Here is a 17,898-nt window from a genome sequence, read left to right as displayed (position 1 = left end):
TTCCTTTGATGATTACAATTTTTTCAATATTTATTATTACCGTCTACTGTCAAAGTACTTTTGCATTTCAACCGCGGCTGTAATTACGGCACCCAGCCCTCTCGGATCGTTATCAAATCTTTCTCTATTAAAATAAAATTCTAGATCGTAACCAATCCCGGTTCCTCTAGTAATATCTTTCACTATTCCATCCTCAGATACTCTTTGTTTCAATGCATTCCATGCCATTAAAAGATTTTTTTCATAGGATTTACTGATCCAACTATTTTTAATACCCCTAGCAATTCCGATAATGAACATTGCAGTACAAGAAGTTTCTTCAAATGAGTCATTCCGGTCGAGAACTTGATGCCACATTCCATCTCTATTCTGCATTTTTATTATCCCTTCGATGTGGTTTGCAAATATTTTTTCAACAGTTTTATACTTTTTATGTTTTTTCGGCAAGTTCAATAATGCTTCTGTTTCTCCCCATATAACCCAACCATTAGCTCTTCCCCAGTAAGCAACCGATTTTTCTTTGGAGAAATCGAACCAGGCGTGCTTATATAGCTTCTTTTCTTTATCAAATAAGTATTTGTTAAAATTTATTATTTGAAGTGCGGCATCATCATAATATTTATTTTCATCGTAATGTTGTGCCGCCCGGACAAGGTAAGGGACTGACATAAAAAGATCATCTGCCCACACAGTCATTCTTCGCGGTTCTGGTCTGCTGAATGTCCCATCGGTTAACCTATATTGATGCAGAGATACAAACTCAGTAACCTTGTCAACAATTTTTTTGAACTTTTTATCTTTATTATTGAGCAATCGCTCTATAAACGGAAGAGCCGGCGCAGATGCGTCATCAAGCATACTCATCCGGAATAGTCTATGGTTTGAAGATCGGATCCCATTCTTTTTGAAATACTGATATTCGAACAAATCATAGTTTGCCAAAGTAAAATCACAAACTTTTTCAACATAACTTGAGTATGAATTATCCCCCAAATAATTAGCGAGTAAATCAATGCCGAAAAGGACTGTTCCATTCGGATACATCCACTCTGCATACGATTCACGTTTGTAAACTGCGTCATCTTTAATTATTAAATCGTATAAAATATTATCTGCAGGAATACGCCATGAATAAATTTGATTTATATATATATAATACTGTTCGAATAATTTTTCCGGTGGAAAGGAGTAATTAAAAATATCCTCGCTTGCCGAATTATAGTTCCCGGTGAATAACCACTTGCCCGGAATTTCTTTCAATGGATTATTGAATTTGTACTTTGTGGTTTCTTCCGGTTCAGTCAATTCACGGAGATAAATCTTACTTGATGTGTCTCTAATAACACTTTTTATCAATATTTTATTGATTCCTTTATTCAAGTTCACTTCAATGGTATCTTGAAAATGAAAAAGATTGTAGGCTATCTCTTTAAAGTAAAAATTGTGATTGTTCTTCTCTTCAAATACTAAATTATCGTTCACCCATATTTTAATAGGCGTTGAATAGCTTACTCCATAACTAGTTTTTGTTTGTGTATCAGATTTAATTGTAGATTGTGCATAAGCAGAACCTTCTGATTTTTCGCCGAACACACTGCTAAAATCAAGCACCTGTATATCAAGTATTGGTTTTTGAATTGTTGGCTTCAGTTCAAACAAAGTTTCATTAATAACTCTGTTTGCGATTGATTTCGCCACCTCTATAGGTGTTCTATTGTCTTGTGCATTATTGGTAATAGCAATAAGTATAAATATTCCAGCACTAAATATTTTGGTTATCATTGTGCACCATTTGAAAGAATTCTGTATCGGTTCTTACTGTTCCTAACTTCAGAGTCAGGCAGTCGAAATGTAAAACTCCAATCCCCTACCGTCTGAGAAATTTTCAACATTAAGTTATTTCGTCCTTTTGTCAATGGGAGTTCAAATGTGAATTCAGGATGCTTTTCATTTTCATCGATCACATTTTTATAAACTGATTTACCATTTATTATAACTTCAATTCCATCATCACAGCTCACAAGGGCTTTAACTATCATTTCATTCTCTGTATTGATATTTGCAAATGCGTATGTAACTACATTTTTATTATTATCTGGGAATATTTCATCAAGTTTTACAACATCAGGATTTTCAGTTACCACTCTCCTCCATCTATATCTAGCTGAATTGAAATAGAATTCTTCTGCTACTTTGGGTTGTGCATCCAGCTCTCCTCCCATTTCTTTTAGATAATCTACACCGGAAAGTTTTTGTCCATCCTGGTTAGGAATTGGATTAACCATCATCCATTCTCTAAAGTATTTACCCGGAAGTTTCGTGATAGCTAGTCTGGTTGCATCAGCTGAAAATGGCTGTTTACCGCTATCTATATTTTTAAGTGAGAGGAATAGTTTGCTTTTGATATCGGTATAATCATCAATCTTTTTTTGATATTGATCGCCAATTACATGTAATGAATAAGTATGATTTTCCCACAGCCATAATTTTTCATAATCGGATTTAATTACAAATATTTGTCGAATTAAACTTTCAATAATATTAAGAGATTCGAGTATTAGCGATCTTGATTTGATCGGATCGGATATATTTATTTCTAACGCTTCAGAGTATATTTCTGCAACACGGAGTGTTAAAAATCTTTCGTTAGCGAGTACTCTATATAGATCAATCACAAATTGAAGATAATCTAAATCTTTTTCATAAAAATTGGGGCGAGATTTTTGAAGTTCTTTTTCTGTTTCATTTATGATTGTTACAACATTATCCCAATCGACCAATGATATTTTTGTTTTTTTACCGGCTTCGGGAATCAATTTATTAAAAAGTATTTTATCAGTCATTCCATCGGTTGATTCAAGAGGCGACATATCATTCAATTTCCAAATGGCTTTAGTAAAAGAATTATTTTTGGCCGCATAAATTGATTTATTAAATCGTGTATCAAAACTTAAATCGTGACTTTGGTGATTCCAGCTTTTTTCTGCACCGTAAGAAACGCCAAACCAGTCATTTGTAAATAAAGCTGTCCCGCCATCATCCCAAACACAATTTAGAACACCGAAAGCTCCATTAGCTTTCCCCTCACTTACAAAGTTTTTAATATTACCAAAAGTTGATTTATAGTTGGGGAATATTTTATTTGAATTAAGAACACCGGGTGTAACGAAAAATTCGAGTTCGGCTTCCTTAAAAGGCTTTATATACTTTTCAAATGATTCAAGATCGTCATAAGTCCATGTACCAATTATTATATCTTTTGGAAGTTTCTTAATCATTTCAGGATATTCCAGGAGGATATCTCCCCATATTGCCATACGAACACCATGCGATTTAACTATTTCATATAATTTCATAATGTGTTGCAAATAAACGCCGCTGTAACCAATGCTATCTACTAATCTTTTTGATTCGGCTTTGCCCAAATCAAAAGTTTCATCGCAATTAACATTAAAAAACGAAGCGTCAAACGCGGGGATCATCTCATCATAAATATCTTTGAGAAACTTATAACTTTCCGGTTTTACTGGAGATATCAGCGTTCCACTTTCACCAAGATGGGCGTATTCAGGATTACTCAAAATACTTTGGAAGTGACCGAAAGATTGGAAACTACCCACGACTGTTATAAAATATTTTTTAGCATAATCTGAAATTTCTCTCCACTCCTCAATTGTGAGAGAGCCATCATCCGGGGCAATGGTTGGATGTTTTTTAGTCTTAACAACATGTTCGACATAATGTGTGAATGCGTTTATTTTTAGTTCCGCCAAACGACGGATTTGATATTTCATAAACTCTAATGTTGGAATTGGTCCCCGACTAATATCATCCATCACCGCACGAAACTTGAATGAAGGATAATCTTTTATTCTAATATTTGGAATAGTATTGCTCTCTATTGATCCTCTAATTAGCTGTTTCAGAGTTTGAATTCCATAGAATAACCCTTGGACTGCGTTTGCCGAAACAATTACTTTATTTTTATTTACTAGAAATAAATAGCCTTCATCCCCAATCTCTTTAGTGGGTGTGAGATTTAGTGATTCACAAAGTTTCTCAAACTCATTATTTTGGGAAGGGAGACCAATAACAAGTTCATACTCGCCACCATTGGAGAAGAATTCTTTATCATAAAGTTTTGAATAAATTTCTTTGGTTTCCCTTAATGCAATTGTGATCGATTCATTCTCATTCAAATAATTTTTTAGGATGAACTGATTTTGGCCTAAATCAATTGAGCCGCCTGTTAATTCGTAATTCTGCGGTTGAGGCACAATTGTTAATAGTTCACTCTGAGAATAAGTAGTATTAATCAAAAAGAATAATACACCAATAATTCGCAAGCCACAGTTTAATTTTACTTTTTCCATTTTTCCTCGATAAAGTTTGCCGCTGAGAGATAAGCAAGATTAAGTTTTTTTACGCCGGATTCTTCTCCCCCAATATCAATCCCAAAATATCCATCGTATTTTGTTTTATTAATTACATCGAAAAATTTATCCCAATCAATTAATCCATTTCCAATTTTCAGATGCTCAACTTTTTGTCCTCTGTTATCGGAGATGTGTATGTAACTCACATAATCTTTAACTTTCAAATAAGCGAGGGGGAGATTTTCCTTTACCGCAAAAAGATTGGCTGTATCAAAATTAAATTTGAGATTATCTTTTTTTACTGAATCGGCTAAAAGCAAGAAACCATCAGTTGAAGAAGATAGCACTCCCACAGCAGGATGAACTTGATACTCAAGTTTGTAGTTTGAAGCAATATCACAGATTGTCTTGTAGGTATCTACTAATTGATCCCAAAATTTCTTCCATGAAAAATTATCCGGTAAAAAGGCAAGACGCATAGAATCTTCACCATAATGCCTAACTACAGGTATTTCATTTGGGAATTGGAATGGAGGCAACGGTCCATTATCTAAAATCCCCCTTGATCCCAAGTAAGATGCAATCTCGCATCCTCGTTCAAATAATTCCAGATTTTTATTTCGTTCTTTTTCATCGACTGACGATAAACCTGGTAGTACGGTACAAAAATAGGGCATCGAAATATTCAGCTCTTCAAATTTATTTTTGATTTCCACACGCATGTCATAAACAGTGTTTAGGTGCAACTCACGAATACCCTCAAGTTCGATCGATGAAAATCCAAGCGAATACATTTCTTCAATATATTTTATTGTTCCTTCAGCCCGAGGAGGATAACCATATTTTGTTATTGGAAGTAGATAGCAGCATACAATTTTCGGATTTATAATTTTCATTTTGCCTCTTTAGAATAATTCAATAAGTGAAACAGCGCCGACCCCCGACATAATAACTGAGAAGATGAAAATAATTCCTAATACAACATTCATCGCTTTCGATACTCTATATTCCCCCATCAGTGATTTCTTATTTAATAGAATCAGCATTAAAATTATAATTATGGGAGTAACAACGAGAGTGAATGCTTGTGAAGCAATCATTACAAGTACGGGCCTGCCACCAAAAATAGGAACGATTAAACCGAGTGAGGCATAAAAAATTACAATAAGTCTATTACGCCATTTCTTAAAATCCAATTCTTCGTTTTTATAATCGGCTAGCAACAATGGGACAAGCATATAATGAGGATATAATGAAGACAATCCGGCGCAGACAATTCCGGCAACAAAAACTGAGATCGCAAATCTGCCTGCCAATGGTTCAAGTAACCGTATCATGTCAATCGCGTTTTCGATGTGAAGCCCCTTTGGATATAATGTACCGGCGGCACTGGCCATTACAGCAATACTTAAAACAAACATTAAACCCGATGAAATCAGTGCATCCCTTCGCTCATATTTAAGATCTTCAATTGCCCAATTTTTCTGTTTTACAGTAACAGACCGTACAACATATAACACTCCACCCATAGTTGTTCCTATCATTCCGGTAACAATCAATGAAGCATTAGTATCTTTTGGAATATTTGGAATCAAGCCGCTGATTACTGATGTCGCATCGGGTATAACCATAAATGATGTGAGGATAAAACTTAATCCCATCATAGTTACAAATACTGTTAATACTTTTTCGATCAAACTGTACTTGCCGTTCAACAATGTAAACACCATTACTGAACCGAGCAACAATGCCAATACAACAGTATTAAATCCATCACCGGAAGTTGTGAGTGGGCGGGACCATTCTTTAATCACATCGGTTACTATTGACATTACCCCTATACTTGAGACCATCTCCGTAAATACTATAATTGCTAAAACAAAAATCGAAACTCCTTTGCCAAAGTTTTCCCTAAAACTTTCAAGAGCAGTTTTTCCTGTTACTATAGTAAATTTTCCAAAGGCTACAATAAGGAAATATGTAAATACGCACGAAAGCAAGACCGCCCAAGTAAGCATCATACCATGTGATGCCCCGGCCGATGCCATCGTTGTAACGCTTCCTGTACCAATATTATAACCGACTAAAAAAAGGCCAGGACCAATTGACGATATAAATACCAATAATTTTTTCTTCATTTTATTCTATTTAATTGTTCAGTTAAATTTATAATTATAGTAATCGCATAAGAATCTTAGTCCGAATGAAGTGCCCACATCTCTCTGAGTAAGCCATACTCTACCTTTTCTATTTCTGGTTCTCGTATCAATTACAGAACCGCGTAAATTTAAATCGGGATGATCTGCAGAGAATCTGTTTAGCAATATCCATTTTGCCGATCTCTCAATACTTTCTTTAAATTCCTCATAACCATTTTTAACCAGGCTTATAGCTAACATTCCGCAAAAGGCTGTGGCAGATCCGGTTATAGAATTTTCATTATTTCTTCCATCCAAATAATTAACATAGAAGAATGTTCCATCCTTACGCATAGCTTTAAGGTAAGTACGCAACGTTTTTGCTGCTGCATCCAAGTATTTTCTATTTCCGGTTAAATCAAACCCTTCAATTAAAGACTCGGCATACCAAAGATTAAATCGTGGATGATATGTTCCGGCATCTTTGTTATTTGGTGTGAAATCCATCCACAATCCCATTCCATCCTGCTTCTCAACTAAACTTTCACATAATTCAATAAATACTTTTTTGTACTCTTCCTTCCCTGTAAACTCATACATATCTTTAAATAAAGATCCCTCGTTATTTGGTCTTGCAACATCATATAAAGTTTGATTCTTTTTATCGGGCCAAAACGGGCTACTCTCTTTCATCACTTCACCGGTATTCGGATTTACAACATCATAAAAGACTCCATGTTCAGGAACATACATATTCTCGAGCATCCATTGTCCAGCACTTGTAGCCACTTCTGCATACTTTTTATCACCTGTAATTTTATAGAGATTAAATAATCCGGGAGTACCATCCGAGATTGTGGCAAATACTATATTATCGTTGCCATCACCATGAATGGCGTTCAGCATACCTTTTAACTTAGGATGATCAGTAATCTGCAAACCTATCCACCAATTCCCGGCACGAACAGCTTCCTTTAAATAAGAAGTATTGTTAGTAATTTTATATGATTCAACTAATGCGTTAATAACTTGGCCGGTATGCCAAGGCGGTTCATACTCATACCATTTTCCCTCGGTAATATTATAATCACATCGCGACTTGCCATATTCATCTAGCAGTATAAATGCCGCAAAATCTGATACATCCTTTATTGCTTTTAAAACACTTTCCTTTTGGTCTTGCATACTTTGAGCATATTTTAAGCTCGAACACAATAGTATAATTAAAAAAATTGTTGATGATAGTTTTTTACCAAATTGCATTATTACTCCATAAAATATCTTATTGAATTTTTTGAAAATCCGGGAGTGGAATCATAATTGATTTTATTCTTTCATAGTTCTTCGAATCAATCTGTAACACTTTATTCAGAATATCTTTTCTTTTCTGATCGAGCGCCATACAATGTTTTACAAAGTCATCTTTCCCCAAAGGTTCTGGGACCGAATTTTTTAATTGAAGCCTGAGACCTTTCATTCTAGTATAATTCAAATGATATGAAAATGGATTTTTTTCAGTGATGAATCTTATTTTTCTTATTACAGACCAAAGGGTATCAGCTTCGAACCATAGTTTTCTTTCGCCAATAGTTTTTCTCAAACCCAATTCAACATCCTTAAATTCAATGAGAAGCTCTACTAATTTTTTCCCGTAATTTCTTTCCATTGCTATCTTTAGTGACTGATTAGGGATGTAACCGCTTGTATTCCACAAGAAATCATTTACAGTTATCATTGCCACCCTTGAATCTTCGGCACCAGCATCTCCATTAACAAACATTCCGTTTCCAGCTGTTTGATTTGCGAAATCAATAGGAAAATTATTTTCATAAGCGGTAAACAAAGGTGTTGATGTAAATGGGTGATGACTATAAATTGTATTATCCCATAAAAATGGAACGCGACCTTTTAAGTTATTGGTCCAATCATTCAAGTCCTCAAGAGATATTTTTCTACTGCGCACGTAAGGTCCACACCAAATTACATAAACATCTTGAGGTAAATTTTGACCAAGATAGTTCAGATCATGGTGTAAAGGTTGATATGCGTCATTCTCCCAAACTGTATCATCGAATAATTCCATATCACCATAGTGCATATCTTCATAAGTATAAAATGGGGGGACGTAATAAACTTCCGAGTTGTAGGATTTCTCTTTCATCCATACTTTCAAATCCTTTAACAAATAAGTGTGCGCTTCAGCCATACTTTTAAATTGTTTTTTATCATTTTCATTGGTTAATACATAACCTTCGCCAAATATAAATGGGGGTGTATCATCGGCAAGTATCATTAATTTTGCGGCGCCATGTTGTATTCCAAATTCGATTACTTTTTTAAGTTTGATTATATCGGTTGGATTTGAGATTACAATCTGTTTCTGATCGTAAATATTATGTGATTGCATAATTTCTGGTCCGCCAAATCTATCTCTCCAATTCTTTATTTTTTCTAATATTACTTTATACTCTTCATCAAGTTGAAACCATGAATAATTTCTGCTCGCTATAGCTACAGTTTCCATTTTATTTATTAGAGCGTAATTCAGAAGTTCTTCGACATTATCTGATTTTAATACAGTTGAAAAAATTCTGCGACTGTAATCGGGATAATCCTCAACATTAAACAGATTTAATTTTAGTTGACCATCTTCCTTTTGAATAAAACTCATAAAAGTTACAACGCCAAATAGTAAACCTAATTGCCCTGATGAGGTAATTGATATTTCTTTAATGCGCATCTCACACTTGATAGAATAATGCTGATCATTAACATTAAGATTACCCTTCTCTTTCAACTCTATTTTTATCCTCCACTTTTCAGCATCATAATTATCATCTGTAATAATCGCATCACTAAATTGACTCTTTAATAAATGACTTAAATAATTTGAAGCTTTTTTCTCTTCCTCTTTTTCAGCAATGATTTGTAAAAATTTATTTGCCCCCTCAATAATCATATACTTATTTAGTGAGGTTACCGATTTAGGATTGGGCTGTACACTCAGTGAATTTTTATCGCTATCAATAATTTTCTGTGCAAAAAGGTTTGTAATTAAAAATAGTAATATCAAAGTCATTTTAAATATCTTCATAATTCGCTCTCTTATATAAGTTTCGCTGAGTCACTAAATAATCTACTTAATTTTAATTCTATAAATTATTTCTTTACTAATTTCATCATTAGCCGGCTTTACATTAATAATGATTGGATAACCTTTAAGTGCAGGAAATGGTTGATTATACTTTTCGTTATTGTTTCCAAGTTCTATTACGCCTTCACCATTAACTAGTTCAAAAACAAATTCTTTACTGCCGCCCAATATTTCAATGGTTCTCTCATCAATTTTATTAAATCTGGTTGTTGGATTTTGTATGATCGGCTCCACTATACTTATAACCGGCATTTGACCATGGTAACGGAGCTTTATACTTTTTTCAATATAATCATCTGAAAATTTATGGATCAATGTATATGCAACTCCTCCTTCCCATCGGTTTCTATCTTTCAATTCACCAAATGTTTTGACAATGTACTCTCCGTTTGCCTCCTTTAATTCCATATATGAATCGAATTCATACAGATTAGTGTAATATCCATTTGAATCAGTAAATTCAATCCGCGGTGTAAGGGTCAAGCTATTTTTAACATCAGGGTAATTGAATTCCCATTTTGAATATTCAGTTTGACTGGAGGCTTGAAGATATCCGTAATCCTGAACCCATAAATTGGTTATTGAACCACCCGAAGGCCTGTGCATGTACTTAAAATCGGCACCACGTCTAATATCTTTGTAACGATAGGCAGTTACAGTAGCCATTAAATTTTTTGTTCGAATCAATGAGACATCTATTGTATTAAAATATTTTGCCCAGCCTATTTTTTGAGTTGGGATTGATGGAGTTGGTCCACTTTCTTGATCGCCATAAATAATTGCCATCGCAAGATTTTTTGCCCTTGCAAAAGTTGGGTAGATACATGGCTGCCCGGCAAACATTTCATTATGATGCGGACCATATGTCAGCAGACCATTCTTTCTCATCGTCATAAAATAATTCATGTTGATTAAAGCAGCTGTTCTATAGACAGAATTTTCATGTGCAAAAAGAGAGAATAATATTTGTGAACCATCCGCGGTAAAACTTCCGTAGGTTGTCCACTTGCTTGATCTTACACCCCACGATCCATCTGTTGAGCCATCCGGATAAATAAAATAAATGATTCTTTGCAATGCTTTCCTAACAACCTCTGTAACATTTTCATTATGTGTGAGTTTTGCGTATAAGCCTAATCCCCACAATGACATGTCCATGTTGTAACCCAGGTCAATACCATATTTAGTTCCTCTAACTCTATTACCCTCACCAGTCAGAAAATAATCTTCATCATGCTTTGAAACGATAAGTTTAGCGAGTTCATCCGCCTTATTTAAATAAGCGGGGTCAGAAATTACCTTATAAACTACAGCCATCGTTGCTGTGGAAGTCGCGCAATAATTAATACTCGCAAATTCATGGTTCATATTCTTCACTATCCAATCTGCTGCTTTCTTAATAGTTGATTTCCATTTAATGAATTGTTTATTCGTTAAATTATTTTTTAAAATTGGTAGTGACGCTGCCAACATGAGCAGTTGATCAGTTGTTGTGCCAGTCCATTCATCCGGAGTTTCGAACCATGAACCATCTTCCTTCTGCTGAGCAATTAACCATTCTCCGGTAGATATTGCGGCATGCAAATATTTATTATCCCCGGTTTCTTTAAACGCTACCGCCATTGGTAATACTGCTTCAGAAGCTCTTGTATGATAATCCTTGCATGCTTTACAATAAAATGCCCCATAGTTTGTGCTCTCCTTAACCCTATTTTGAATATTAATCAGGTCGTCTGCGAGAATTAACAAATTCGCTTTAAATTTTTCTTTAAGTGAGATCTTTTCTGAAGCATTTAGTGAAATGTTAATAAATAGAAACAATAGTAAAGTGTAGTATTTGAGTAATTGCGGTATGTGTATTTTTGTTCTCATTAATTTTAATTGTAGTTAAAACTTCGGCATTGATGTTTTTCATTATTTCAGAACATTCTTTTATTCAACTCAAAATTACGGTTAATTGACTCAGCGTTTACCCAAGATTAGAAGTAACGATACCAAACAACAGTATCGCAATAACAAAAAGAATGGCAAACCCGAATCCATAAATATCGATTTTGTATTTCTTTAAACTAAATTTCGATTTCAACGAAAGTATATCCACAATAAGTAAACCTTGACCATTATCCTCTAACGATTCTCCCTCTTTATATGATTTATGCGCGATGCTTTCCCCCTCGAGCATCATCTCAATTCCCTTTTCTTTCAATTTACTCTCTTCACCAACGGGGGTATGAAGCAATGTGTAAAAATCATCTAATTTATTTTTCGGTTCACTTTTGGTAACGAGACTTACAACAAATAAAGTGATAAACCCGGCAGGAAGATAAATCGCTATTTGATATTCATATCCTAGTCCCATACTCCATGGAGTGTAGTTACCAGCAAATAATGATACCCCAATTGTTACTGCTAAACTTGCCCATACACCGTAGCGGTTGGCGCCTTTCCAAATTATTGCCATCCAAAATGCAATTCCAAAAAATGCGGTTATTTGCCAAATGTATTTTAATCCCACTACTACACTTGGAATCGTTAATGCAACGGTCACACCACCAACAACTACAACCAGAGATGATATTCGGGCAACCTTAAGTTTATGCTCTTCACTTACATCTTGATTTAGAAATCTTTTATAAAAATTTCTGGTGAAAAGTGCTGAACCACCAACCATATAGTTATGACATGCGGCTAAAACCGTTGCGATCATCGCAGCAATCATTACTCCAATCAATCCAACGGGCAGGAGATTAGTGATTGCCATACCAAATGCAAATTCTCTATTGTCTGATGTTAATCCAGGGAAAAGTGCCGCGGCAAATACACCAACAAACGCCCACCCGAGTGTTGCGAATCTTTTAGTGAAATTTCCGTAAGTCCACCCGGTTCTACAATTCATCTCCGATTTACCTGAACCATTTATTGCCATGTGATGAGGTATAACAACAGTACCAACCAATGCGTTAATTACCAGCATAACAATAAAAAATAATGTTACCTCTTCAGGTGCAATAAAACTAAACATATGCTCCGGTAATTTTGCTTTGATTGCCGTTATTCCCCCTCCGGCATATAATGCGAATGGAATTATTAGAAACGAAAGCATCACAATTAATACACCCTGCAAAAGATTAATTATTAATGCCGAGGTCAATCCACCCATAACGCTATAAGTCAAAAAGAAAATGGTAAGTACGATGACAATAACTTCAGCGGAAATTGCTCCTCCCGAAATTGCTTCGAGTGAAACACTTGTAGCTTTAAGAATTAAACCTACCTCACTTGTAAAATAGACTAATCCCATCACAGAATAAGCGGCGGCTAATTTGGCACCATATCTTTCATGAAAGAAATCGCCAATAGTTATGTAGCGCAACCGTCTGTAAATTGGCGCAAGCAACCAATAAAATGGAGTAGAAAATAAATAAAGCCACTGGTACCAAATCCCTGCTAATCCTAATTGATAAGTAGCTCCCGAAACTGCGATAGCCTGTGCGGTGTGGGTACCGGCGCCAAGCGCATTAGCAATCTGCATAATTTTACTGCCGCGCCTACCGCCCATAAAATAATCGCCGGAGGAGGAAACTTTTTTTTTCGCTCTCCATCCAAGCCAGATAACAATGAGCGCGTAGAGAATTATTACGAGCAGATCTATTATTGAGATTCCGAACATTGATTACTTTTTATTTTTTGATGAATTCTGCCATATTTTTTTAAGCACAAAAGCCGCCGATTTTGGTTCACGGTTACGCGTGAATACCCCTTTAAGATTCAGCACAACTCTTCTAAAATGCTGGGGTGTTCTGAAGTCTGCAAAATTCCAGACATGTTCGCCTATCATATATTTTTTGGAACGGAATAATTTTGTGTACTCCTCTAAAAATTGTTGTTGATACTCTTCCGTAAACATTTGTGGTGATATTGAATGAAATCCTGGAACGGTATCAACTCCAAATTCAGTAAAGAGAATTGGTTTTTTATATTTTTTATTAATGAAATCCATTTCAGCGCCAAGTATACTAGTAGCTTCTTTTAAGTTACCGGGGTACTCATACCAGCCATAATAACGGTTGAGGGATAATACATCTGAAAACTCAAATACAGGATCATTCACCCCGGCACGAGCACAATTTGGAACAGTGATTGGGCGCTTTGAATCGAGCGATCGCGTAAATGAAAAAATTTCTTTCCAGTATTTCCTCGCCGATCCATTATAATAATTTTGGTCACCAACCAAATTGGGTTCATTACCAACAGCCCATATAATTACTGAAGGGTGATTGTAATCTCTCTCAACTAATCTTTTTATATGTTCTTTGTGGGTTTTGAGAGTATTCTCATTTACAACTCTAAAATCCAAACTCACCGCGGGTACTTCATCAATAACTAAGTAGCCCTTTTTATCGGCATAGTACATCATCTCTTCTGAATATGGATAATGTGAAGTACGGAAGGAATTTGCATTGATCCATTTCATCAACTCAAAATCCTTTACTATTAAGGGAAGACAAAGTCCTTTGCCTATTACATAAAAGTCCTCATGCTTGCCAAACCCTTTCAAGTAAATTTCTTTTCCATTTAGAAGGAGCTTATTTCCCGATATCTTTATTTCCCTAACACCAATTGGTAAGAGGTATTCATCAATCTGAATGTCATTATTATATAGTTGAATTTTAAGATCATACAGGAACGGATTTTGCGGTGACCATAATTTGCAGTTTTTGATCTTTAAAACAACGGTTCCTTCATCGCCGGCCAGCTGAGATTTTTCAATTACAATATTTCTCCCGTCCATTATCTGAGCGGTGATAGACAAATTCCCCTTGTTATTTGAAAATATCTGCGCGGTTACAATTCCTTCTTTATCATTGGATATTTTTGTATCAACTATAATTTTTTTTATATGAATTTTGGGAGTTGAAACTACTTGAGCTGTTCGATGAATACCGCCGAATGGAGAAAAATCAAATCGAGTAGGAGGATTCGTCTCCTCTCTAAATCTATTCTCACTTCTAAAACGCTGAGCGGTAATGCCTTGTGGAATTGATTCATTACTAAGTTCATTATTAACCATTACCACTAGCAGAACTTCTTCACCGGGATTAACAAAGTCATTTATTTCTAATTCAAAGGGAAGAAAGCCAATATTATTTTCACCAACAAATTTTCCATTAATCCAAAACTTGGAATTGTAATCAATAGAACCGAATCGCAGTACCATTCTTTTGGATTTATATTCAAGAGGTATAAAGATTTTTTTAGAGTACCATACTGATCCCACATAATTAAGCAGACCAATTTCTTCGAGCTGTTCGTTCCAGCTTCCCGGCACCGCTATTGAAATATCAGTTTTAAAACCTTTAAACCAATTACTTTTTTCGCCAATCTTTTTAGGATCAGTCTTAAAATTCCAAATCCCCGAAAGATCGAATATGCTTCTGTAAGAATTTACTATTGGGTATAACATCTTCCTTCTCTTAGATCAATAGTTAATAATTTTGTTAACCAACTTGTGACCCATTTGCCGAATAAAGTTTCTTTGCACCGCATGAATCTCTTATTACAAGAGTTGGTTTTAGAATTGTTCTATTACCGATATCATTGCCTTCAATTCTTTTTTGGATGATCTCAACAGCAAGTCTGCCAATCTTTTCAACCGGTTGATGTACTGTAGTTATTGGAACCGACGCAAGCATTGAAGCTTCAATTCCGTCAAATCCTACTATTGCAATATCCTCGGGAATTTGAATTCCCTCTTCCAATAATCCATTTTCAAAACCAACCGCCATCAAATCACTATAGACAAAAATTGCATCCGGTTTGGGATTTAGTGATTTAAAGTTTTTACCGAAATGATAGCCTTGTAAAAACCGGTCATTATTAAAATCATTTTGTTCGTTAACTGAATAATAAATCAGCTTAGAATCGTATGGCATATTATATTCTAATAAAGCCCGGTAATAACCGTTCTTTCTAACTTCACTTAATAAATTTCCCTTTCCTACATGCATAAATCCTATTTTTTTGTAACCCAGTTTTATAAGATGTTCGGTAGCAATGTAACCCCCATATTCATTGTCGGAGCCTACATACCAATATTCGGGATCGTGCATATAGGAAACCATAATGTATGGGAAATTTTCATCGTGTAATTTTTTGATATACCTAGTAGCTCGATACTGAAGTGATAAAGAGGCAATAATAATTCCATCAACTCCCAGCCCCCTTAATCTGTTTATTTGCGCTTCCTCCTTCTCCATATTATTGGAAGAACTAGCTAGAAGCAGGTTAAAACCTAATTCATTAGCCCGCAACTCAATATGATGAACTACATATGAGAAATATGGATGAGTAATATCTCTTAATACTAAACCGATAGTTTTATGGGCAGAGGGATTGATCTTCTTTAATGATGGATCGGCAACATAAGTACCCTTGCCAACTCTCGTGTATAAGACATTTTCATTAACAAGATTATATAAAGCTTTTTTAATAGTTATAAGACTTACTTTATACTTTCTAGCAAGATCATTCTGCGATTCTATTTGTTGACCAGGTAAAAGTTCTTTGTTCTGAATTTTCTTTTTTAAATCTTGCTCAACCTGTTCATACAAAGGAGTAGGATCTAGCTGATTAATCCCTTTGCCCATAAATCACCTATTATTTTATTAATACCATCTTTTTTGATGAAATAAAATTGTTCGCATTTAATTTGTAGATATAAATACCGGATGATAATTTTTGACCACTCATGTCTGTTCCGTTCCAAACGATATTATGAGTTCCTGATTCCTGGTATTGATTAACTAGTGTGTTTACCAATTGTCCTAACGAATTATATATCTCAACTTTCACATTTCCGGCAGTAGGAATTGAGTAGCGAATGTTTGTGCTTGGATTAAATGGATTCGGGTAATTTGAATAAAGATGAAAATCATTAGCCAATATTTCATCATTGCTCACGCTTACTGGAATTCCAAAATAATTTAAGTCACCAAGAGGTTGAGCTCCTGTTCCGGCAGTATAAAGTGAAGAAGTTGTAGGATATGAGAAATTAAAAGTCATTTGGTTTTGACCGAAATCAGGAGAAGCCCCGCCTTTATCCATATCTGTCTTAACTGTAACAGCAGAATTGAAATAATCTTGCATTACAGTAAGTGGAACTTGAGGACCTTTATTAAAAGCAACATTCTCGCTAGTAATAGTAGCTCCCCATCCGCCGGCAGTAACCGCGGCTTGTGCGTGTTCATTTAATACCGGAGTTGCTGTTCTATCAGAAGGTAAAGCGTTTGTAATTTCGGGACTCGTATAAAAATTATTATTGTGAATTTTTAATGTTTGTTTTATTCCCTGATCAATATATGATTGCGCTAAAGGAGCGGCATCAAACTTAAACCAAGCTTGTGTGGCACTTCTACCAATAAATCCCGTATTTATAAACAAATTATTTCTGAAATGTCCTTCAATAACCGGTCCGATTGAACAACCCCACTGAGCAACATTAACTACTGTATTATGGTTAATCCAACAATATTTTATAATTCCACCACCATCTCTCAAAATTCTACTCGTGAGATTAAAGAAAGTGTTATTCTCGTAAATTAAAGTATCAATATCATTTCCGCGATCATCAACGCCTCTGCCGTTATCCGGGCTTTGCATTGAACCAATGTTACTGATAATAGAATTTTTAATAATCACTTTTTGATTTTTAGCGTCGCATCTAATTGCAGCTTGAAGATCTCTATCAAGATGAGAATTTAGTATTGTTAATTTTACGTTGTCAGCACTTAACCTAATTATGTTTTGGATTAACGCGTTTTGTTCATCAAGATTAGTAACATAGATTCCTTCGAGAGTGAGATCAGCTCTTGCTTGAAATGGTCGTGCAGATGAACCGCCACCGGCAACACCGGGTCTTATAATAGGTCTTTTTCCACTACCTGAGCCGGCTCTAATATGTAAATGATAGTTTCTGTTTTCCAAAGATCCGAGAGTAATGTAATATCCTCCCTTCTGTAACTCGTAAATTGTATTTGGATCAACTCTTGCCCCCGTAGAAGTTGTATCACCCCCAATAACTGTGTTCAATGTACCTACACCTTGTGGTACCTGAACAACTCTTTGAGCTTCTATTAAACTAACTGAAGAGAATAATAAAATACTCATTACGATAAAGGAATTGAAAATACTGATACTGCTTTTCTTCATAGCCGCCTCACTTTATTTATGT

Annotated in this window: 11 protein-coding genes; all 11 read right to left on the bottom strand. The window is 35.1% G+C overall.

Going from position 1 to position 17,898, the window contains the following annotated elements:
• Positions 1–36: 36 nt before the first annotated feature.
• Entirely contained in the window at positions 37–1,782 is a 1,746-nt protein-coding gene (locus KF816_03835) for a glycoside hydrolase family 88 protein (protein ID MBX3007141.1), read from the bottom strand.
• The gene (locus KF816_03830) at positions 1,779–4,373 is read right to left on the bottom strand and encodes a family 20 glycosylhydrolase (protein ID MBX3007140.1); all 2,595 of its coding nucleotides are present in this window, start codon (positions 4,371–4,373) and stop codon (positions 1,779–1,781) included. The genes KF816_03835 and KF816_03830 overlap by 4 nt, the downstream gene beginning before the upstream one ends.
• Entirely contained in the window at positions 4,361–5,272 is a 912-nt protein-coding gene (locus KF816_03825) for a sugar phosphate isomerase/epimerase (protein MBX3007139.1), read from the bottom strand. The genes KF816_03830 and KF816_03825 overlap by 13 nt, the downstream gene beginning before the upstream one ends.
• Positions 5,273–5,281: 9 nt before the next feature.
• Entirely contained in the window at positions 5,282–6,514 is a 1,233-nt protein-coding gene (locus KF816_03820) for an Nramp family divalent metal transporter (GenBank protein ID MBX3007138.1), read from the bottom strand.
• Between the two features lie 18 nt (positions 6,515–6,532).
• Positions 6,533–7,777, bottom strand: coding sequence for a hypothetical protein (locus tag KF816_03815; GenBank protein ID MBX3007137.1), 1,245 nt, complete (start codon positions 7,775–7,777; stop codon positions 6,533–6,535).
• 19 nt (positions 7,778–7,796) lie between these two features.
• Positions 7,797–9,608: a beta-N-acetylglucosaminidase domain-containing protein gene (locus KF816_03810; GenBank protein ID MBX3007136.1), complete on the bottom strand. Its 1,812-nt coding sequence runs from the start codon at positions 9,606–9,608 to the stop codon at positions 7,797–7,799.
• A gap of 42 nt (positions 9,609–9,650) precedes the next feature.
• Complete coding sequence (locus KF816_03805; protein ID MBX3007135.1) at positions 9,651–11,540, bottom strand: hypothetical protein; 1,890 nt, start codon at positions 11,538–11,540, stop codon at positions 9,651–9,653.
• A 97-nt stretch (positions 11,541–11,637) separates the two neighbouring features.
• A complete protein-coding gene (locus KF816_03800; GenBank protein MBX3007134.1) occupies positions 11,638–13,338 on the bottom strand; it encodes a sodium:solute symporter family protein in 1,701 nt (566 codons plus the stop codon).
• 3 nt (positions 13,339–13,341) lie between these two features.
• A complete protein-coding gene (uidA, locus tag KF816_03795) occupies positions 13,342–15,132 on the bottom strand; it encodes a beta-glucuronidase (protein MBX3007133.1) in 1,791 nt (596 codons plus the stop codon).
• A gap of 34 nt (positions 15,133–15,166) precedes the next feature.
• Complete coding sequence (locus KF816_03790; protein MBX3007132.1) at positions 15,167–16,315, bottom strand: GntR family transcriptional regulator; 1,149 nt, start codon at positions 16,313–16,315, stop codon at positions 15,167–15,169.
• 10 nt (positions 16,316–16,325) lie between these two features.
• The gene (locus tag KF816_03785; GenBank protein ID MBX3007131.1) at positions 16,326–17,876 is read right to left on the bottom strand and encodes a T9SS type A sorting domain-containing protein; all 1,551 of its coding nucleotides are present in this window, start codon (positions 17,874–17,876) and stop codon (positions 16,326–16,328) included.
• Positions 17,877–17,898 lie beyond the last annotated feature (22 nt).

It is taken from the genome of Melioribacteraceae bacterium (assembly GCA_019638015.1).
GTDB lineage: Bacteria > Bacteroidota > Ignavibacteria > Ignavibacteriales > Melioribacteraceae > JAHBUP01.
This window is presented reverse-complemented; position numbering and strand designations above follow the sequence as displayed.